16 protein-coding genes are annotated in these 18,650 nt (G+C 64.8%); 4 read left to right on the top strand and 12 right to left on the bottom strand.

The features are described 5' to 3' along the window. Positions 1–121: 121 nt before the first annotated feature. Positions 122–1,105 carry a LysR substrate-binding domain-containing protein gene (locus AC1DUB_RS23065; protein WP_477731499.1) on the top strand — a complete coding sequence of 328 codons (984 nt, stop codon included), beginning with the start codon at positions 122–124 and terminating at the stop codon, positions 1,103–1,105. Between the two features lie 248 nt (positions 1,106–1,353). Here the strand turns inward: AC1DUB_RS23065 and AC1DUB_RS23060 are convergent, their stop codons facing one another. The 8 genes from AC1DUB_RS23060 to AC1DUB_RS23025 form a co-directional block, all read right to left on the bottom strand. Further along, complete coding sequence (locus AC1DUB_RS23060) at positions 1,354–2,835, bottom strand: N-acyl-D-amino-acid deacylase family protein (RefSeq protein ID WP_477731498.1); 1,482 nt, start codon at positions 2,833–2,835, stop codon at positions 1,354–1,356. Beyond that, complete coding sequence (locus AC1DUB_RS23055; protein ID WP_477731497.1) at positions 2,832–3,743, bottom strand: MurR/RpiR family transcriptional regulator; 912 nt, start codon at positions 3,741–3,743, stop codon at positions 2,832–2,834. The genes AC1DUB_RS23060 and AC1DUB_RS23055 overlap by 4 nt, the downstream gene beginning before the upstream one ends. A 53-nt stretch (positions 3,744–3,796) precedes the next feature. Then, positions 3,797–5,095: an amino acid deaminase gene (locus AC1DUB_RS23050; protein ID WP_477731496.1), complete on the bottom strand. Its 1,299-nt coding sequence runs from the start codon at positions 5,093–5,095 to the stop codon at positions 3,797–3,799. Between the two features lie 17 nt (positions 5,096–5,112). Beyond that, entirely contained in the window at positions 5,113–6,093 is a 981-nt protein-coding gene (locus AC1DUB_RS23045) for an ABC transporter ATP-binding protein (protein WP_477731495.1), read from the bottom strand. Beyond that, positions 6,090–7,184 carry an ABC transporter ATP-binding protein gene (locus tag AC1DUB_RS23040; protein ID WP_477731494.1) on the bottom strand — a complete coding sequence of 365 codons (1,095 nt, stop codon included), beginning with the start codon at positions 7,182–7,184 and terminating at the stop codon, positions 6,090–6,092. The genes AC1DUB_RS23045 and AC1DUB_RS23040 overlap by 4 nt, the downstream gene beginning before the upstream one ends. A 20-nt stretch (positions 7,185–7,204) precedes the next feature. Further along, entirely contained in the window at positions 7,205–8,044 is an 840-nt protein-coding gene (locus tag AC1DUB_RS23035) for an ABC transporter permease (protein WP_011481620.1), read from the bottom strand. Positions 8,045–8,049: 5 nt separating this feature from the next. Beyond that, positions 8,050–8,991, bottom strand: a complete 942-nt coding sequence (locus tag AC1DUB_RS23030; RefSeq protein WP_477731493.1) for an ABC transporter permease — start codon at positions 8,989–8,991, stop codon at positions 8,050–8,052. Positions 8,992–9,263: 272 nt separating this feature from the next. Next, positions 9,264–10,823 (bottom strand): ABC transporter substrate-binding protein, encoded by a 1,560-nt coding sequence (locus AC1DUB_RS23025; protein ID WP_477731492.1) that lies wholly within the window; start codon positions 10,821–10,823, stop codon positions 9,264–9,266. Between the two features lie 224 nt (positions 10,824–11,047). Between AC1DUB_RS23025 and AC1DUB_RS23020 the strand changes: the two genes are divergently transcribed. Then, on the top strand, positions 11,048–11,440 hold the full coding sequence (locus AC1DUB_RS23020; protein ID WP_477731491.1) for a RidA family protein: 393 nt from the start codon (positions 11,048–11,050) through the stop codon (positions 11,438–11,440). A gap of 719 nt (positions 11,441–12,159) precedes the next feature. Here the strand turns inward: AC1DUB_RS23020 and AC1DUB_RS23015 are convergent. Further along, positions 12,160–12,798: a 5-formyltetrahydrofolate cyclo-ligase gene (locus AC1DUB_RS23015; RefSeq protein WP_477731490.1), complete on the bottom strand. Its 639-nt coding sequence runs from the start codon at positions 12,796–12,798 to the stop codon at positions 12,160–12,162. Positions 12,799–12,807: 9 nt separating this feature from the next. Here AC1DUB_RS23015 and AC1DUB_RS23010 point away from each other — a divergent pair, with 9 nt between their 5' ends. After that, positions 12,808–14,931: a lytic transglycosylase domain-containing protein gene (locus AC1DUB_RS23010; RefSeq protein ID WP_477731489.1), complete on the top strand. Its 2,124-nt coding sequence runs from the start codon at positions 12,808–12,810 to the stop codon at positions 14,929–14,931. Positions 14,932–15,019: 88 nt separating this feature from the next. Here the strand turns inward: AC1DUB_RS23010 and dbpA are convergent, their stop codons facing one another. The 3 genes from dbpA to AC1DUB_RS22995 all read right to left on the bottom strand — a co-directional run bounded on the left by dbpA (position 15,020) and on the right by AC1DUB_RS22995 (position 17,591). Beyond that, entirely contained in the window at positions 15,020–16,426 is a 1,407-nt protein-coding gene (dbpA, locus tag AC1DUB_RS23005) for an ATP-dependent RNA helicase DbpA (protein ID WP_477731488.1), read from the bottom strand. Positions 16,427–16,518: 92 nt separating this feature from the next. Next, positions 16,519–17,304 carry a crotonase/enoyl-CoA hydratase family protein gene (locus AC1DUB_RS23000; RefSeq protein ID WP_477731487.1) on the bottom strand — a complete coding sequence of 262 codons (786 nt, stop codon included), beginning with the start codon at positions 17,302–17,304 and terminating at the stop codon, positions 16,519–16,521. Positions 17,305–17,336: 32 nt separating this feature from the next. Continuing rightward, positions 17,337–17,591 (bottom strand): DUF2917 domain-containing protein, encoded by a 255-nt coding sequence (locus AC1DUB_RS22995; RefSeq protein ID WP_477731486.1) that lies wholly within the window; start codon positions 17,589–17,591, stop codon positions 17,337–17,339. A gap of 107 nt (positions 17,592–17,698) precedes the next feature. Between AC1DUB_RS22995 and AC1DUB_RS22990 the strand changes: the two genes are divergently transcribed. Beyond that, complete coding sequence (locus AC1DUB_RS22990) at positions 17,699–18,622, top strand: LysR substrate-binding domain-containing protein (RefSeq protein WP_477731485.1); 924 nt, start codon at positions 17,699–17,701, stop codon at positions 18,620–18,622. Positions 18,623–18,650 lie beyond the last annotated feature (28 nt).

Genomic DNA, 18,650 nt, shown 5'->3' with positions numbered 1-18,650 from the left:
GTTGATGGGAGTGAATGATCTCGCGGGGGGGGCTTCCCCGTCCAATGAAATCGCGGTACGCTATTCATTCCATAAACGCATCAATCACTCCACCTCCCACCCTACCCCCACCCCACTCCGCATGCTGCATTCGCAAACCCACTTACGCTCCCGGCCGATTTCGGCTGGCCAGCTGCGCGCCTTCGAGGCGGTCGCTCGCCATCTCAATTTCCGCGCCGCTTCCGAAGAGCTGGCGCTCACACAGTCGGCCGTGAGCCGCCAGATCCAGGCGCTGGAAGAAGACGTCGGCGTCAGCCTGTTTCACCGTCACACCCGGGCGGTGGAGCTCACCGGCGCGGGCGGCACCTTGCTGCGGGCGGTCACGCCGTCGCTGGAGCGCATTGACGGCGCGGTGCGGCAGATCCGCCAGAGCGCCGGGCGCAAAAGCGTTGCGCTCACCACTTTTGCATCGTTCGCCTCGATGTGGCTGATTCCCCGGCTCGAGGTTTTTCAGCGGGAGAACCCGGACATCGACATCCGGATTGATGCGTCGGACGTTGCGGTGGACCTCGATGTTTCGGACCTGGACCTGGCCTTGCGCTATGCCCCGGCCAGCCACATGCCGCCGCACGCCATCCGCCTGTTTGGCGAGCAGATCACGCCGGTGATCAGCCCCTGGCTGCTCAAGAGCGGCCCGCGCCTGAAAAAGCCGGATGACCTGGCGCATTTCACCTTGATCGAAGCGGGCGACGCGCACCGCACGCACTTTGAATGGCTGACCTGGCGCCGCTGGATGGATCAACACGCCACACCCAAGCTGGAGGCCAAGCGCTGGCTTTACTTCAACTACGCCTACCAGATGGTGCAGGCGGCGCTGACGGGCCAGGGCGTGGTGCTGGCACGCCTGCCGCTGATTGCCGAAAGCCTGGCCTCGGGCGACCTGGTCGAGCCCCTGCCGCACCTGCGCCTGGAGTCCCCCATGGCGTACTGGCTGATCATCGGCCCGCGCAATGTGGCGCGCCCCGAGGTGCTGGCGTTCTGCGAGTGGCTCAAGGAGCAAGGCGCACAGACCCGGCACGCGATTGGCGATGTGCCCGACGCCGATACGGTAGACAACCTGGACTAGAAGTAGGGCCCCCACGCTCCCCACTTCGTGTGGTTCGCTGCCCCCCGAGGGGGCGCTGCGCCTGCGGCCCGGCAAAGCCGGTTCCGCGGCCCCGGCTGGTATGGGAGGTCCGTGCCGTAGGGCGCGGCGGCCCCACGCTTTTCGCTTCGTGTCATGCGCTGCCTCCCGAGGGGCGCTGCGCCTGCTGTCTGGCAAAGCCAGTCCCGCGGCCCCTGCTGGGGTGGGGAGCCCTTTATTGCGTGCAGGGTTCAGGGTTGCGTCGTATGGCGCTTCAACAGGCGGCCGGCGCGGGCTTGCACCTTGGCATTTGCCGCATCAGCGTTGCCGGCCGCATAGGCCAGTTCGCCATTGACGAAGACTTTCTCAATGCCTTCGGAAAGCGCGATCGGGTCCTCGTAGGTGGCCACGTCGCGCACCCGGGCCGGGTCCAGCACCACCACGTCGGCATGCCAGCCGGGCTGTAGCTGCCCGCGCTGGTGCAGCCGAAAATTGCGTGCCGACAGGCCGGTCATCTTGTAGATGGCGGTTTCCAGCGAAAACAGTTTCTCTTCGCGCCAGTAGCGCGCCAGCACGCGCGGAAACGCGCCCCACAAGCGCGGATGCGGATGCTGGTCATGCGGCAAACCGTCCGAGCCGATCATGGTCAGCGGGTGGGCCACGACGCGCCGCACGTCGTCTTCGTGCATCTGGAAATAGCAGGCGCCTCCGGGCTGCAGGCGGCGGCACACCGCCCTCTGGTCAACGCCCCACTCGGCCGCAATCGAGGCCAGGGTGCGGCCCGTCATTTCGGGGTGCGGCGTGGACCAGCTCACCAGCACGTCGATCACGCCGTCGACCAGGTCTTCACGCAGCACGGTGGAGCCGGCCACATAGGGGTAGACGTCCATGGCCACCGGCTGGCGGCGGGCGAGCGATTCAATCAGCGGCAGGGTCTGCTGCGTGCGGCCCCAGTTGGCGGGCCCGGCGCATTTGTGGTGCGACACGATCAGCGGCACGCCGGCGCTGAAGGCCGTGTCGCCCGCCTCGTGCAGCGCTTCCACGATGGTCGCCATTTCATCGCGCAGGTGGGTGCTGTACACCCCGCCAAAGCGCGACACCACCTGGGCCAGGCGCACCACTTCTTCCGCCGGTGCGGCAAAGGCCGGTTCGTAAAAAAGGCCTGATGACATGCCAGTCGCACCGCTCTCCATGCATTGCGCGAGGAGCGCGCACATGGCGTCGAGCTCGCTGGCGCTGGCCGCACGGGTCAGGTCGCCCATGCAGGCAAAGCGCAGGGTGGTGTGGCCGATCAGCACGGCGACATTCACCGCCGGCTGCGCCTGGGCGATGGCGCGCTCATAGCTCGGGATGGAGTCAAAGCGAAACGAATCGGCGCCGAGCAGATTCAGTGGCGGCTCGGGGTTGTCGACGATGAAAGGCAGCAGTGAAATGCCGCAGTTGCCGGTGATGACGGTGGTGATGCCCTGCGACACCTTGGGCAGCATGTCGGGCTGCTTGAGCACGATCGCATCGTCGTGCGTGTGCACATCGATGAAGCCGGGGGCAATGGCCAGACCGGTGCAATCGATAGGGGCCACCTCTTCCGGCGCAAGGCCTTCGGGCAGCCGGCCGCCCAGATTTTCGCCCAGCGCCGCAATGCGGCCGTCCACCAGCAGGACATCGCCGACCCATCCGCTGGCGCCTGTGCCGTCGATCACCAGGCCGTTCTGAAGCAAGGTTGCGCGCGTCATTTGAGTTTGCTTTCGTTGACGGCAGTGACCGTATCCCAGTCGAGCCGGGGATAGTGCCGCATGTCCACGCCGCGCGTGCTGAGCACGTCGCGCACGCCGCCCAGGCGCTTGACGGCCAGGTCGCCCAGGCGCTGCGCCACCAGCACGGTGACGATTTCAATCACGGTGAGGTGGACCAGGTAGGCCTCGGTGCCCACATGCATGACCGGGTCTTCCGGCACATGGATGCCCAGCACAATGTCGGCCCGCTCGGCCAGCGCGGTCCCCTGCTGGGTCAGGGCAATCACCGTGGCGCCTTGCGAGCGCGCCACGTCCACCGCTTCGAGCAGCGAGGGCATGCCGCCCACGTGCGAGATGGCAAACACCACGCCCAGCTTGCCGATGGTGGCCGCGGACACCAGCTGCAGATGAATGTCGAGGTAGGCGTTGGACACCAGCCCCAGCCGGAACAGCCGGGCCTGCATGTCGGAGGCCATGAAGCTGGAGGTCACGCCGACGCTGTAGCAATCCACCCGGCTGGCGCGCACGATGGCGTCGGCCGCCGCTTCCACCGCAGCCACGCTGAGCTGGGCCTGCACGCCGCTGACGGCCGTGGCCGCACCCTTGATGACCTTGGAGATGACCTCCGCGGCGTCGTCATGCAGCTGCACCCGGCGGTGCAGGGGCGAGCCGCTGATGGCCATTTCCTGCGCCAGCGCAAGCTTGAACTCGCGCAGGCCCGGGTAGCCCAGGTCGCGGCAGGTGCGCATGACCGTGGGCACCGAACTGCCGGCGCGCTGCGCCAGCTGCTCAAAACTTTCATCGAGCACCCGTTGCGGGTCTTGCAGGATCAGCGCCAGCACCTTGCGCCGGGAGGTGGGCGCGCTTGCGATGGCCTCGGCAATTTTGGCAAGCACTTTGGAGGTCATGGCGTGAGGTAGGAAAGGTAGGGGAACATCAAAAGCAGGGGAACATCAAAAAATCAGAAACAGGTCACAAGGGCATCGCACACGGTGTAGTTCTCATCCACCACGGGCATCCAGCGCCATTTGTCAAACGTGGTGCAGGGGTGCGAAATGCCCAGCGCCACCAGGTCGCCCACCTTGAGCGCCGCATGCTCGGGGCCGGTGCCGCGCAAATAGGCATGCTGGTCATTCAGGCCGCCGATCTTCCAGTCGGCGGGTGCACCGGTGACGCCGCGGTCGCCGGGTTTGCAAAAGCCCAGCGGCACGGGCAAATCCAGATCGTAGGAAATGTCGCGCTTGCCCACCGCAAGAATCGCCAGACCCGGCTCGGGGCAGGACTGCACCGCCGCCCAGACTTCCAGCGCGGCCTGCAGGCCATCGGCGCAGCCGAGGCGTGAATTGACCGTGCTCACCATGCGTTTGTAAAAACCGTGGTCATGCGTGACGTAGCAGCCCGAGCGCAGCAGGCCGCGCACCGGGCGCAAGAGTTCGGGCTTGAGCCGGTTGGCCACCAGATCAAAAATCGCCGAGCCACCCGCCGAGACCAGCACTTCCTCATTGTCGAAAAAATTCTGCTGGTCGCAGGCGATGGCAATGTCGCACACGCGCTGCATCAGCGCCCCCGCATAGGCCTCGTCCGGGGCGGACTGCCCAGTCGCGCCCAAGCCTTCGTAACACTCGATGCCGACCAGGCGGCAAGCCGGGCTGGCATGAATGCGTTGGGCCAACGTCAGGGCATCGTGCTGGTTGCGGCAGCCGGTGCGTCCGCCGTCCACGCCGATTTCCAGCAATACTTCAAAAGGCCGCGCCGGCGTCTGCGCATCCTGTTGCGACGCATACCAGGTCTCGATCAGCGCCAGCTGCGCCACCGAATCCACCAGAAAGGCAATGCGCAGGCCTGCGTACTCGCGCTGCATGTCCTGAATGCCGGCAAGGTCTGCGGCGGTGAAGACCTGGTTGGCAATCATGCAGCGGCGCGCGCCCGCCGAGACACCGACGCGCAACTGGGTGACGGTGGCAAAGGTCAGACCCCAGGCGCCCGCATCGAGCTGGCGCTTGAGCAATTGCGGCGACATGGTGGTCTTGCCATGCGGCGCCATGTCGATGCCCCGATCGGTGGCGAAGCGCTGCATCCAGGACAGGTTGTGCTGCAGGGCCTGCTGCTTGACCAGCGCCACGGGCAGCGGCAGGTCGCCGTCGAGCACGCGCCAGTGCTGGGCGGCAATCTGCGAACGGCGCAGCGCAGGGCTGGTGTGCGGAAATCCCTTGAAGGAGCGGTCGATCTGCGGATCGAGGATGTCTTGCAGTGTGGTCATGAATGAGTCTTTGATTATCAGGCGGCCATCAACGAGGTATTGATGACGATGTCGTCGCGGATGCAGGCCTTGAAGCGGCCCTGCCCCATGTCGCGCAACTCGGGGCGGGCGCCCGCGCAAGCCTCGATCGCGTGCGGGCAGCGGGTACGGAACACGCAGCCGGAAGGCGGATTCACGGGGCTGGGAATGTCGCCCTTGAGCGCAACGCGCTCGCTCTTGTGCTCCGGATCGGGCTTGGGCGAGGCGGCCAGCAGTGCCTGCGTGTAGGGATGCAGCGGCCGCGCAAACAGCTCGGCGGTGGGCGCCACCTCCATCACCCGGCCCAGGTACAGCACCACCACGCGGTCGCACAGGTACTCCACCACATCCAGGTCATGCGAGATGAACAGCATGGTCAGCGAGAGCCGGTCACGCAGGTCGCACAGCAGGTTGACCACCTGCGCCTGGATGGACACGTCCAGCGCGGACAGGGGCTCGTCGGCCACGATGAATTCAGGCTCGACGGCCAGGGCGCGCGCCACGCCGATACGCTGGCGCTGGCCGCCGGAAAACTCATGCGGGTAACGGTCGGCGTGTTCGGCGCGCAGGCCGACCAGGGCCAGCAACTCGGCAAGCCGCTGCCCGCGCGCCGCCTTGCCTTTGGCCAGGCCATGCACCTGCAGCGCCTCCCCGAGGATGTCCTTGACGCGCATCTTGGGGTTCAGGCTGGCGTAGGGGTCCTGAAAAATCATCTGCAGCTTGCTGCGCAGCGTGCGCATGCGGCTGCTGGAGGCGGCTCCGAGGTCTTCGCCCCGGTACAGCACCTGACCCGACGTGCTCTCGATCAGGCGCAGCAGGGTGCGGCCTATGGTGCTTTTGCCGGACCCGGACTCGCCGACCAACCCCAGCGTTTCACCGGGCTGGATGGTGAAGGACACGTCGTCCACCGCGCGCACGGGTTTGGCCGACGCACCGAAATAGCGGTGCAGGTTCTTGACTTCGATCAGCGGGGCACTCATGGGGTCTCCACAGGAAGAGCTGGAACAGTTGCGGTCTCGCGGACCAGGATGCAGCGTGCGCTGCGGTGCGGACCGGCACTTTCCAGCGCCGGCATGGCCTCGCGGCAGGCCGCCAGGGCATGGTCACAGCGGGGCTCGAACGCGCAGCCGGGCGGCGGCGCGAGCGGGCTGGAGACCTGGCCCCGGATGGCGTACAAGCGGCGCTTGGCACCCACTTCACCGGCGGCCAGTTCACGCTTGCGCTGCTGCGCCGGCAGGCAGGCCAACAGGCCCTGCGTGTAGGGATGGCGCGGCAAGGCAAACAGCTCGCGCACCGGCGCCGACTCGACAATGCGGCCCGCATACATCACCGCCACGTCATCGGCATGGTGCGCGACGACACCGAGGTTGTGCGTGATGAACAAAATGCTCATGCCGGTCTCGGCCTGCAGGCGGCGCATCAGCTCCAGGATCTGCGCCTGAATGGTCACATCCAGCGCCGTGGTCGGCTCGTCGGCAATCAGCAGCGTGGGGTTGCAGGCCATGGCCAGCGCAATCATCACGCGCTGGCGCATGCCACCCGACAGCTGGTGCGGGTACTCGTGCAGGCGCTGCGCGGCGGCCGGAATCTCCACCAGCTCCAGCATGCGCTGGGCATGGGCCAGCGCGGCGCTGCGGTCCAACCCCATGTGCAGGCGCACCGACTCGGCAATCTGCTCGCCCACCGTGAAGACGGGGTTCAGGCTGGTCATGGGCTCCTGGAAGATCATGGCGATTTCATTGCCGCGGATACGGCGCATGGCCGGCTCGGGCAGGGCCAGCAGGTCCAGCGTCTCGCCGGCACGGTTGGTGAAGAGCGCCTGGCCGCTGACCTGCGTGACGGCGGTGCGTGACAGCAGCCGCATCAGGGTCAGGCTGGTCACCGATTTGCCGGAGCCGGACTCGCCCACCAGCGCCGTGGTCTTGCCGGGGCGAATGCTGAAGCTGACATCGGCCACCGAACGGATCAGGCCCTCGTCGGTGTCGAAAAAGGTGCTCAGATGGCGGACATCGAGCCGCGGGGTGATCGACGCGGTAGACGGAGCAATGGGAGAGGTGAGGGGCGAATTCATGGGGTCTGGCCTCTGATTGTTCACAGCGACTTCTTGAGCCGCGGATCCAGCAGGTCGCGCACACCGTCGCCCAGCAACTGCAGCGACAGCGCGGTCAGGATGATGGCGAGGCCGGGAAATAAAACGATCCAGAGCGCTTCATGCGCATACTGCTGGCTGCCGGCCACCATGGTGCCCCAGGTCGGAATCTCGGGCGGCACACCCACACCGAGGAAGGACAGGGCGGCCTCCGCCAGGATGGCATAGGCGAAGATGAACGAAGCCTGCACCAGGATGGGCGACATCAGGTTGGGCAGGATGTGGCGCCACAAAATGCGGGGCGTCGATACACCCACGGCCCGCGCCGCTTCGACAAACAGCAGTTCACGCACCACCAGGGTCGAGGCGCGCACCACGCGGGCCACGCGCGGCGAGTACACCAGCACCAGAGCCAGCACCACATTGAGCATGGAGGGGCCCAAAATGGCCACCAAGGCAATGGCCAGCAGGATGTCGGGTAAAGACATCATGGCGTCCACGACCCGCATGATGGGCGCGTCCAGCCGCCGGAAAAACCCCGCCACCAGGCCAAACAGCGTGCCGAACACAATGGCGCCCATGGCGGTCAGCGCCGCAATCGTGAGCGAATAGCGGCCGCCAAAGGCAATGCGCGCAAACAGGTCGCGGCCCAGCTCGTCGGTGCCCATCAGATGGCTGACCGTCGGCACCGACAGGCGCTCGCGCACCGCGGTTTCATTGGGGTCGTAGCCGGTGATCACGTTGGCCAGCAGGGCGACCGCCACCACGACCAGCAGGCAGATGCCGGCGGCCAGCACGATGCGGCGGCGGAACAGTTTTTTCAGGGTGAGCGGAATTTTCATGGCGATCAATACGTCACGCGGGGGTCGACCACCATATAGAGCAGGTCGGTCAGGAAATTGATCACCACATAAATCATGGCAATCACCAGCAGCGCGCCCTGGATCACCGGGTAGTCGCGCCGCAGCACGGCGCTCACCACCAGGTTGCCGACGCCGGGCAGGCCGAACACGGTTTCAGTCACCACCGCGCCGCCGATCAGCAGCGCCACGGTCAGGCCCAACACCGTGACGATGGGCACCAGCGCGTTGCGCAGCGCATGCTTGAGCACGACGACTTTTTCAGACAGGCCCTTGGCGCGTGCGGTGCGCACATAGTCTTCACCCAGCACGTCGAGCATGGAAGCGCGCGTGAAGCGGATGATCAGCGCGGAGTTGAGCACGCCCAGCACCACCGAAGGCAGCACCAGGTAGTGGACGCGCGCCATCAAGGTGGCACCCGGGTCGCCGTAGCCGGACACCGGAAACCAGCCCATGGACACCGCAAAAATCTGCATCAGCACCAAGCCGAACCAGAAGCTGGGAATGCTGGCGCCCAGCATGGCAAAACCAGTGAGCAGCTGGTCGATGAACTTGCCGCGAAAGACCGCCGAGACAATGCCGCAAGGCACACCAATCGCCGCGGCAATGAAGAGGGACAGCAGCGCCAGCAGGGTCGTGGGTTCGGCCCGCTCCCACAGCGCCTGCGTGACCGGGCGCTGCAAAAAGATGGACTGGCCCAGGTTGCCCTGCGACAGCTCCTTGAGCCAGTAGCCGAACTGCACCGGCAGCGGTTTGTCCAGGCCATACTCTTTTTGTACGCGGGCAATGTCTTCGGCCGTGGCCTGGTCGCCCAGCAGCACCGTGACGGGGTCACCCGACGCGGCGCGCGTGAGCACAAACACGAGGACCGCCACGAGCGCCATGACGACCAGCATGCCCATCAGGCGTGACAACAAATAGCGTGTCATGACTTTGCTCTATCCAAAAGGGGTGAAAGCTTTTTATCCATTCGAAGGTGTCCCCGTCAACATCACTAAACCCGGCCCAAAACGAAGCGAAACAAAAGCCAGTCAAGCCGCGGAACCGGCCCTGCCGGGCCGCGGGCGGGCGGCCCCGAGGGGCTGGAGCCTGCGGCTCCAAAGCTGCTTGAGCAGCTTTGGACAGGCGACAGAGGCGAAGCGTCTCGCGAGCCGCGGCCTGCAAGGCCTCGCGCAGTACGCGAAGCGACAAGCGTGGGGGCTCAATTTTTCAGGCCGGTATTCCAGAAGAAGGGCCAGGTCGACGGCACATAGCCCTGCAGCGCTGGTGATCTGGCCGACAGGCTGTTGAACTTGCCGACGTTGATGTAAGGCACTTCGTCGTACACCACCTGCTGCACGGCACCCCACAAGGCGCCGCGCTTGGCGGGGTTGGTTTCCTGGTTCAGTGCGGCCAGCGCGGCCTGCTTGGCCGGCGACGACCACCAGCCCGGCGCACCGTCACCGAGTTGCGGCGGCGACAGCATGGGCTCGGGGAACTGGCCCGAATGGGTGATGTAGATGTCCCACAGCTTGGCGTCGTTGCGGCGCTGCACCAGCGTGGCCCAGTCGACCACGTTGAGCTCGGCCTTGAAGCCGGCGCGCTTGAGCTGCTCAGCCATGATCAGCGCCATGTTGTAGTGGAAGTCGTACTGGCGGCTGGTCAGGATGCGGATGGTTTCGCCCTTGTAGCCGGCCTGTGCGGCCTGGCCCTTGGCCTTGGCGGCATCCCGCTCGTTGTAGCTGGCCGAACCGGCGGCAGAATAAAACGGCGTGCCCTTGGGGAAATGGTTGGGTTCGGCCACAAAGAAACGCGTGTCACCAAAACCGGCGGCCAGCATTTCGCCTTCGCCGAAGCTGGTCTGCACGGCCTTGCGCACCGGCAGCGAGGCCATCACGCCTTCCTTGGTGTTGAACACAAAGTAAGGAAAGCCAAACGACGGCGTCAGGATGGGAACGGTCTTGCCGGCCGACTTCTCCAGGCGGTTCAGCGCCTCGGTGGGCAGCAGGTCGGCGAAGTGGTACTGGCCGGCCAGCGAGCCCTCTACACGCGTATTGGCATTGGGCACGGGAATGAAACGCAGCTCGTCGGCAATCGCGGTTTTCTTGCCACCGTAGCCGCTGGGCGCTTCCTTGCGCGCGCTGTACTGGTCAAAGCGCGTGAGCAACACATACTGGTCGGGACGGCGCTCCTTGAATTTGTAGGGGCCGGTGCCGACGAACTCCTTCAGCGGCGTGGCGATCGACTCCTTGGCCATGATGGCGGCCATGCCGGAGGGCAGCGCCAGCTGCGGCAACAGGGGGGCATACGGCGCCTTGAGGGTGATCTCGACACCGTGGCTGCCGTTGGCCGACAGGTCGGCAATTTCCTTGGACAGCGCCTTGCCGCGCGGCGACACGTCCATCCAGCGTTTCAGGCTGGCCACCACGTCGTCGGCATTGAGCTCGCGGCCATTGTGCAGCTGCACGCCCTTGCGCAGCGTGATGCTGTAACGCTTGCCGTCGGCCGACACCTTGGGCAGGCTCTCGGCGAGCATGGGCACCATTTTCCAGTTCGCATCAAAGGTGTAGAGCGGCTCGTAGACATGCTGCATGATGGTGCCCACCAGGTCGGCGGTGGAGGCCATCGGGTCCAGCGTCTGCGGCTCGGCAATCATCGCCAGGTTGAGGGCCGATTTTGAAAGCGCCTGCGCCTGGGCACCCATCGGCAACAAAGCCGAGCCACCCACCACCAGCGCCAAAGCCACCGCCTTGCGACGGCTGATCCAGAATTTTTGCAGCATGCCGATCTCCTTAAAAGTGAAAGTATTTTTCAATTCGCAAAGAATATGCCAGCAATAATTCGCAGAAAATCGGTAAAAACCCTAGGTTAAATCTATAAATATGAAAATATATTTCAGTTTTGGGTTTAAGCTGCATGACCTTGGGGCGCGGCGCCCTCCCCCTTCGCACCAGTCTGGTGTTTTCTGCTGTTTACCCCTATTCACCCCAACCAGGAGCTTTCCACATGTCCGCACTTGAATACTTTGGCAACCCCCCGATGGCCTCCGACCACCAGCCGCGTCCGTTCTCACCCGCCGTGCGCGCCGGGGACTTTGTCTATGTCTCGGGCCAGGTGCCGGCCGATGAAAAAGGCGAAATCGTGCAGGGCGGGATTGAGGTGCAGACGCGCCAGGTCATGAAAAACCTCTCTGCGGCCCTGGCGCTGGCCGGCTGCACGCTGGACGATGTCTGCAAGACCACGGTGTGGCTGCAGGATGCACGTGACTTTGGCAGCTTCAACCGTGTTTACATGGGCTACTTCGGCGATAAAAAGCCGGCGCGCTCTACGACCGAGGCGCGGTTGATGGTGGATGCGCGGGTGGAGATTGATGTGGTGGCTTACAAGCCGCGTGGGTAATCTGCATCACCCTTTTGCTTGTTCGCCCAATGAATACAGTAGCAGTCAGCTATTGAATTCATAGCGCGCTTTCTTTCTTGAGGGCTGCTGACCGGGGGTAGCCCGGCGGCTACTCACTTTTCTTTTGCTTCGCCAAAATAAAAGTAAGCAAAAGAAAAGGCGACCCTGCTGTCTGCGTCCCTCCGCTGCGCTACGGGCAACCTGCGGTGCTCGGACCAGGCGGGGTCTCGCTCAACTCGCCTGCGGCTCAGACAATCGCGATCCCTGATCCGCCTGGCCCTGCGCTCCTCGGCGCAGACAGAAGGGGCTGGGGCAAGCAATACCAAACAGCCAAATACCAGAACCCGAATACTTAAAACCACAAGGACACGCCGTGGCGTGTCCTTGTTTGTCTTGGTTTCTTGTGTATTTGGTTTTGGTATGTCTTCGGTACCCACTCCCCACCCGTGTGGCTGGGCCGAGCAGCGCAGATGGAGGCGGGATCAAGGCCGCAGTTGTTTGAGCGAAGCGAGTTCTGCGGACCCCCGCCGGAGTCGAGCAGCGCAGGTTGCCCGTAGCGCAGCGAAGGGACCCAGACTGCGGGTCGCCTTTCTTTTCCTTAGGTTTCTTTGGCGAAGCAAAGAAAAGTAAGTCGCCCGCCGGGGCGAGTCCCGGCCTGCAAGCCTCAGAAAGGCCAGAAAGCTATCAATTCAATAGCAGTTAAGCCGCCACCAACCCATTCAACCCGCCCAAACCACCCCTTCGTCATTAAGAATCGCATCCAGCGGAATGTCATGCGCCTCAGGCTCCATATCAGGCAGCCACCCGTTGGCATAGCCCAGCCCCACCGTCACGGGCCGGGGCTGCAGTGTCGCCAGCGTGCGGTCATAAAAGCCGCCGCCGTAACCCAGCCGGTAACCCCCCGGGCCGTAGCCCACGCAGGGCACAAACAGCAGTGTGGGCACGATCACTTCCGTGTCTTTGGGCTTGGGAATGCCGTAGGCGTCCTCTTCCATGGGGCAGCCCGGGTACCAGGCATGGAAGGTCAGGGTCTTGTGCAGCTTGTTGACGACCGGCAGGCCGATCTTGCGGGGCGAGCGGCTTGCGATGCTTTCCGTTGCAATCTGTGCCGGCTCCTCAAGGTCCGGGCCCTGGTTTGATTGGGAGTCCCGGCTCAGGATGGCGTCTTCCTGCCAGCGGTACAGCGCGGGCAGCGGATCGAATTCCCCCTTGATGGGCCAATAGGCGCCTATCACCTCATGGGGGGAGCCCACCAGCCAGATGCGCATCACCCGCTGCAGCAAATCGGCTCGCTGCAGGCGGTCGGGCATGTCGAGGCGGGCTTGCACCAGTGCTTTTCGTGTGCTTAATTTGTCCATAATGTCCCGATGCTATACAAAAAAAATTTCAACGCCGCGTTTTTTGCTGCGGCGTGTGCAACCCTCTCGCTCAGTTTGCTGGCCCCAGTCGCCGCCCAAAACACCTCCTCAAACGGTAACGGCAGCAATGGCGACAACCTGATTCTCGAAATGAACAAGGCCTTCAGGCGCGGCGACAAGGGCCGGCTGGCCCAGATGCTGCCCCAGGCCAGAGGCCATGCGCTGGAGCCCTGGGCGGCCTATTGGGAGCTGAAAGCGCGTCTTGGCGAGGCCAGCGCGCAGGAGGTGCAGGACTTTTTCGCCCGCTATGCCGGCACCTACCAGGAAGACCGCCTGCGCAATGACTGGCTGCTGCTGCTGGGCCAGCGCCGCGACTGGGCAGCCTTTGCCGCAGAGTACCCGAACTACCGCATGAACGACGACAAGGAAGTGCGTTGCTATGCCCTGCTGGTGGAACACCTGAAAAATCCGGCGCTGGATGCACGCCTGTCGGACGAGGTGCGGAAAAACTGGTACGCGCAGCGCGACGCCGACGATGGCTGCACCGCCGCCGCCGACCGGCTGGTGGGCGCCAAAAACCTCACGCCGCAGGATGTCTGGCAAAAAGCCCGCATTGCCACCGAGGCCAACCGGCCACGGGCCGCAGCGGGTGCGGTGCAGATCATTGCTCCGGAGGCGATGGACCTGCTGACCGAGCTGAACAGCAGCCCGATCAAATTTCTTGCCGGAAAACACCTGGCCCTGCGGAAGGTGCGCAAGGAAATCATCACGCTGGCACTGATCAAGATGGCCACCACCGACGTGGAAGGAGCCGCTTTCCAGCTGGAGAGCAAGTGGGCCATCCAGCTCAGCGCCGAGGAGCGCAACTGGGTCTGGGGCGTGATCGGCAAACAGGCGGCAACCCGCCTGGGCACGATGCCGGGCAGCGATGCGCTGCAGTACTTTGCCAGGGTCAGCAATGACAGCGACCTGACGGATGACATGCTGGCCTGGAAAGCCCGCGCAGCCCTGCGCGCGGGCACCCAGCCCCAATGGCCAGCCGCGCTGGCGGCCATCAACGCAATGAGCGAGGAGGCCCGCAAGGACCCGACCTGGAGCTACTGGAAAGCGCGTGCGCTGCTGGCCACGGCGCCACCCGACAGGCCCGTCGTGGCCAGCACGCCGCAGGGTGTGACCCAGACCATCAGCATTGCGCCCCAGCGCGCCGAGGCGCTGGCGCTGCTGCAGGCAACGGCATCGGTGCGCGGCTTTTATGAGCAGCTGGCGCTGGAGGAACTGGGCCAGAAGATCACGGTGCCGGTCCCGCCGGCGCCGCTCACAGCGGCTGAAAAGGAAAGCGCGCGGCTCAACCCCGGGCTGAACCGCGCCGCCTATGCCATCACGATAGGTTTGCGGGCGGAGGGCGTGCGCGAATGGAACTACAGCACCAACCTGCACAAGCGTAACGGCGAGGGCGAACGCGCCGGGATGGGCGACCGCGAACTGCTGGCAGCCGCCCAGTTTGCCTGCGACCGGCAGATCTGGGACCGCTGCATCAACACCAGCGAGCGCACCAGAACCGAGACCGATTTCGATCAGCGCTTCCCCGTGCCGTTCCGCGAGGCCGTCGTCAAACGCAGCCGCGACGTCGGCCTCGACCCGGCCTATGTCTATGGCCTGATACGCCAGGAAAGCCGTTTCATCATGGACGCCCGTTCCGGCCCGGGTGCCTCGGGCCTGATGCAGATCATGCCCGCCACTGCGCGCGAAACCGCACGCCGGATTGGGCTGACGGGTTTCACGCCCGACCAGATCAATGACCGCGACACCAACATCACGATTGGCACCGGCTACCTGAAGCTCGCGCTGGACGCCTTTGAGGGTTCGATGGCCATGGCTGCAGCGGCCTACAACGCCGGGCCGGGCCGGCCCCGCGTCTGGCGCGGACAACCCGGCAGCCCGGTGCTCGATGCCGCCATCTGGGCCGAGAACGTGCCCTTCGGCGAGACCCGCGACTATGTCAAGAAAGTGCTTTCGAACACCACCAACTACGCGGCCATCCTGACGGGGCAGCCACAGTCCCTGAAAGCACGGCTGGGCATGGTCGGGCCACGCGATGCGTCGCTGCCCGAGGTGAACAGGGATTTGCCCTGATCGGAAAGTAGGCAGTAGCCAGTAGCCAGTGGGAAGCGGGAAGTAGCAGGCAGGAATCAAGGCAAGGGGCCGCTGGCGGCCCGGGGCTTCAGGTCTCGTCCATGAAGCGGACCTTGACGCTCTTGCCCTTGACGCGGCCACTGGCGAGTTTTTGCTGCGCCTGGCTGGCGATGGCGCGGTCCACCGCCACATAGGTGGAGAACTCGTTGACGTTGATCTTGCCGACCTGTTCGCGGGTAAAACCCACATCCCCGGTCAATGCCCCCAGCACATCGCCGGCGCGGATTTTCTCCTTGCGCCCGCCGACGATCTGCAAAGTGACCATGGGCGGCAACAGCGGCTCCTGGCTGGCGGGCGTGAGTTCAGTCAGCTTGTGCCATTCGGACTCGGCTTTCTGCAACTGCTCGATTTTGCCGACCGAGCCCATCTCGTCCATGCTGGCCAGGCTGATGGCCCAACCCTCTTCATCGGCGCGGCCGGTGCGGCCGATGCGGTGAATGTGCACCTCGGCATCGGGCGTGACATCGACATTGATGACCATCTCCAGCTGCGAAATATCCAGGCCGCGCGCGGCCACGTCGGTGGCCACCAGCACCGAGCAGCTGCGGTTGGAAAACTGCACCAGCACCTGGTCGCGCTCACGCTGCTCGAGTTCGCCGTACAGCGCCAGCGCGCTGAAGCCCTTGCTTTTCAAATAGGCGACCAGCGCGCGGCACTGCGATTTGGTGTTGCAAAAAGCCAGCGTGCTGGCCGGGCGGTAATGGTTGAGCAGCAGCGCCACCGCGTTCAGGCGCGCTTCGTCGTGGTCGCTCTCCGGCACCTCATACCAGCGCTGGCGAATTTTGCTTTTTTCATGCTGAGCCTGCACGGTGATGGTTTGCGGCTCCTTCATGAACTGCTGGCTGAGCTTGGCGATGCCCTCGGGGTAGGTGGCCGAAAACAGCAGGGTTTGCCGCTCGTCGGGGCATTGTTTGGCCACGGTGGCGATGTCGTTGTAAAAGCCCATGTCCAGCATGCGGTCTGCTTCGTCCAGCACCAGGGTGTTCAGCGCATCGACGTCCAGTGTCTCCCGCTCCAGGTGGTCCATGATGCGGCCCGGCGTGCCCACCACGATGTGCGCGCCGTTCTGCAGGCTCGCCACCTGGTTGCGCAGCGGCACGCCGCCGCACAGCGTGACGACCTTGATGTTTTCCTCGGCGCGCGCCAGCCGGCGGATCTCCGTGGCCACCTGGTCGGCCAGCTCGCGCGTCGGGCACAGCACCATGGCCTGCACGGCGAAGCGGCGTGCATTGAGGTTGGCCAGCAGCGCGAGCCCAAACGCCGCGGTCTTGCCGCTGCCGGTTTTGGCCTGTGCAATCAGGTCTTTGCCGAGCAGCGCCACCGGCAGGCTGGCCGCCTGGATCGGCGTCATGCTGAGGTAGCCCAGCTGTTGCAGGTTGGTCAGCACATGGGCCGGAAGGGACAGGGAGCTGAAGTCGGAGGAAGAGGAAGTCATGCACCGATTATCGGCGCGAGGCCCGGCCGGCCGCTCAATAGCCCCACTATTGCCCCACTGTAACCCCACTGTGGCCCCACTGGCCTGCGGCCTCAGCGATGGCAAAACACCGGCTGGCGCTTCTCCACAAAGGCCGCCGTGCCCTCCTTCGCATCAGGCGAGGCCGCGGCGATCATGAACTGCGCGGCTTCGATCGCCAGGCCTTCGTCGATGGAGACGTTCAACCCGCGTGTGACTGCACGCAGCGAGGCCGTGACGGCCACGGCCGAATTGGCGGCGATCAGGTCCGCCATGCGCAGGCAGGCCGGCAACAGGTCGCTGGCCGGCACCACGTGGTTGATGAGCCCGATCAGCAATGCCTCTTCCGCGCTGATGGCCGCCCCCGTCAGGATCATTTCGTTGGCGCGCTTGCGGCCTATGTGGCGCGGCAGGCGTTGTGTTCCGCCGAACGGCGGCGGAAAGCCCAGCCGAATTTCAGGTTTTGCAAAAGTCGCATGTTCCGCCGCAATCGCCAGGCTGCAGGCCTCCATGGTTTCGCAGCCTCCGCCGAAAGCCATGCCATTCACGGCCGCGATGACGGGTTTGGGGTAGTTCTCGACGCGGCGCGTCATGGCCTGGCCGCGCGTGACGAAGCGGCGCGCGGCTGTTTCGGGCGATGCGGCAACATCCGGCGCAAAGCCTGCGATGTCGGCACCGGCGCTGAAGGCCTTGTGGCCCCGCCCGGTCAGCACCAGGCAGCGCACAGTGTCGTCGCGCTCCAGTGCATCGAGCCGGTCCATCAGTTCGTCGATGAGTTCGTAGCTCAGGGCGTTGAGTTTTTCGGGGCGGTTCAGCGTCAGCACCACGTGCTGGCCGCGGCGTTCGGTTTCCAATAGCATGCCGTTGTCTCTTTGAGGGTTTAGATTTGGTTTTAGGGTTGAGAAGCAAAGGCGATGCGGCTGCAGGCGCCGTGGCGCCGCAGCCCGCTCACGTAGTAGTCGGCGGCCCGTTGCGCCACGAAGGCCTGGCCGCGCTCCAGCACGACGTCGCCGGCTATGCCATCGCCGGTTATAGCGTCGCCGGTGATCCAGACGCCGCCCCGGGTGCAGGTCACGGCCTCGCCAGGGTGCAGGTGCAGGGTTTGGGGAATGAGCCCGACCTTCAGCGGGAATTGCGATGCGCTCATGATGATCTCCTTCAAAACTGTGATCTGATCTGTGATCTGATTCTTCTCTTGAACCGGTCTGAGCGGCCGGATGGTTTGTCATCCGGGGTATTCCAAACATTCATGCCATGCTCAACAGCTCTTCATCCCACTCCCTTCGCGCGATGTCACTCGACGCGATACGCGGCTTCGAGTCGGCAGCCCGCCACCTGAGCTTCACCGCTGCGGCCGAGGAGCTTTGCATCACGCAGTCGGCCGTGAGCAAGCAGGTGAAAAGCCTTGAAGACGCGCTTGGCATGGCGCTGTTCCTGCGCGGCGGCAAGGGGCTGAGCCTGACACCCGAGGGCCGGCAGCTCTATGAGGCGGCCCGTGCATCGCTGGCGCAACTGGCCTCGGCCATTGACCGCCTGCTGGCTATGGACCGGGTGTCGGTCTCGGTCACCACCACGCCGTCCTTTGCCGCGCTGTGGCTGGCGCCCAAGCTGGCGAAGTTTCAGGCGCTGGAGCCGGCCATCGATGTGCGCGTCGATGCCTCGGAGGCCAGGCTCAACCTTGAGCGCGAAGGCATGGACCTTGCGGTGCGGCTGAGTCCGCTGCAGGCCGGCGTGGATGGCCCGCCGCCCTTGCTGCAGGAACAGGTGATGCTCGTGGCGGCGCCGGCCATCGCGGCGCGCATCGCCTGCGCCGCGGACATCCTGCACGCGCCGCTGCTCGTCTACTACGACCCGGCGATGCGCTTTTCCTGGATGTCCTGGACTGCATGGTACGAACGCCTGGGCCTGCGGCAGTCGCCGCAGCAGCCCTGTCTGTATTTCTCGCAGTACGAACATGTGCTCAACGCCGCCGTGCAGGGCGCAGGCGTGGCCATGGGGCGCACGCCGCTGGTGCTGCCCCTGCTCAGGAGCGGCCACCTTCAAGTGGTCCTGCCCGGCCAGACGGTCGAGGGCATGGGTTACCGCATCGTCGTCTCGGCCCACAGCGCGGAGCGGCCGGCCGTGCAGAAATTCCGCGAGTGGCTTGAACGCGAACTCACGCTCGAGGTGATCGGCTGATCCCGTTCAGCGGCGGGTTCCTGGAGAC

Source organism: Polaromonas sp. P4_F9 (genome assembly GCF_056401235.1).
This window is presented reverse-complemented; position numbering and strand designations above follow the sequence as displayed.

Bases quoted from the DNA above. Each gene is read 5' to 3' on its own strand.
- AC1DUB_RS23065 (WP_477731499.1), top strand. From the start codon at position 122: ATGCTGCATTCGCAAACCCACTTACGCTCCCGGCCGATTTCGGCTGGC.
- AC1DUB_RS23060 (WP_477731498.1), bottom strand. From the start codon at position 2,835: ATGACGCGCGCAACCTTGCTTCAGAACGGCCTGGTGATCGACGGCACA.
- AC1DUB_RS23055 (WP_477731497.1), bottom strand. From the start codon at position 3,743: ATGACCTCCAAAGTGCTTGCCAAAATTGCCGAGGCCATCGCAAGCGCG.
- AC1DUB_RS23050 (WP_477731496.1), bottom strand. From the start codon at position 5,095: ATGACCACACTGCAAGACATCCTCGATCCGCAGATCGACCGCTCCTTC.
- AC1DUB_RS23045 (WP_477731495.1), bottom strand. From the start codon at position 6,093: ATGAGTGCCCCGCTGATCGAAGTCAAGAACCTGCACCGCTATTTCGGT.
- AC1DUB_RS23040 (WP_477731494.1), bottom strand. From the start codon at position 7,184: ATGAATTCGCCCCTCACCTCTCCCATTGCTCCGTCTACCGCGTCGATC.
- AC1DUB_RS23035 (WP_011481620.1), bottom strand. From the start codon at position 8,044: ATGAAAATTCCGCTCACCCTGAAAAAACTGTTCCGCCGCCGCATCGTG.
- AC1DUB_RS23030 (WP_477731493.1), bottom strand. From the start codon at position 8,991: ATGACACGCTATTTGTTGTCACGCCTGATGGGCATGCTGGTCGTCATG.
- AC1DUB_RS23025 (WP_477731492.1), bottom strand. From the start codon at position 10,823: ATGCTGCAAAAATTCTGGATCAGCCGTCGCAAGGCGGTGGCTTTGGCG.
- AC1DUB_RS23020 (WP_477731491.1), top strand. From the start codon at position 11,048: ATGTCCGCACTTGAATACTTTGGCAACCCCCCGATGGCCTCCGACCAC.
- AC1DUB_RS23015 (WP_477731490.1), bottom strand. From the start codon at position 12,798: ATGGACAAATTAAGCACACGAAAAGCACTGGTGCAAGCCCGCCTCGAC.
- AC1DUB_RS23010 (WP_477731489.1), top strand. From the start codon at position 12,808: ATGCTATACAAAAAAAATTTCAACGCCGCGTTTTTTGCTGCGGCGTGT.
- dbpA (WP_477731488.1), bottom strand. From the start codon at position 16,426: ATGACTTCCTCTTCCTCCGACTTCAGCTCCCTGTCCCTTCCGGCCCAT.
- AC1DUB_RS23000 (WP_477731487.1), bottom strand. From the start codon at position 17,304: ATGCTATTGGAAACCGAACGCCGCGGCCAGCACGTGGTGCTGACGCTG.
- AC1DUB_RS22995 (WP_477731486.1), bottom strand. From the start codon at position 17,591: ATGAGCGCATCGCAATTCCCGCTGAAGGTCGGGCTCATTCCCCAAACC.
- AC1DUB_RS22990 (WP_477731485.1), top strand. From the start codon at position 17,699: ATGCTCAACAGCTCTTCATCCCACTCCCTTCGCGCGATGTCACTCGAC.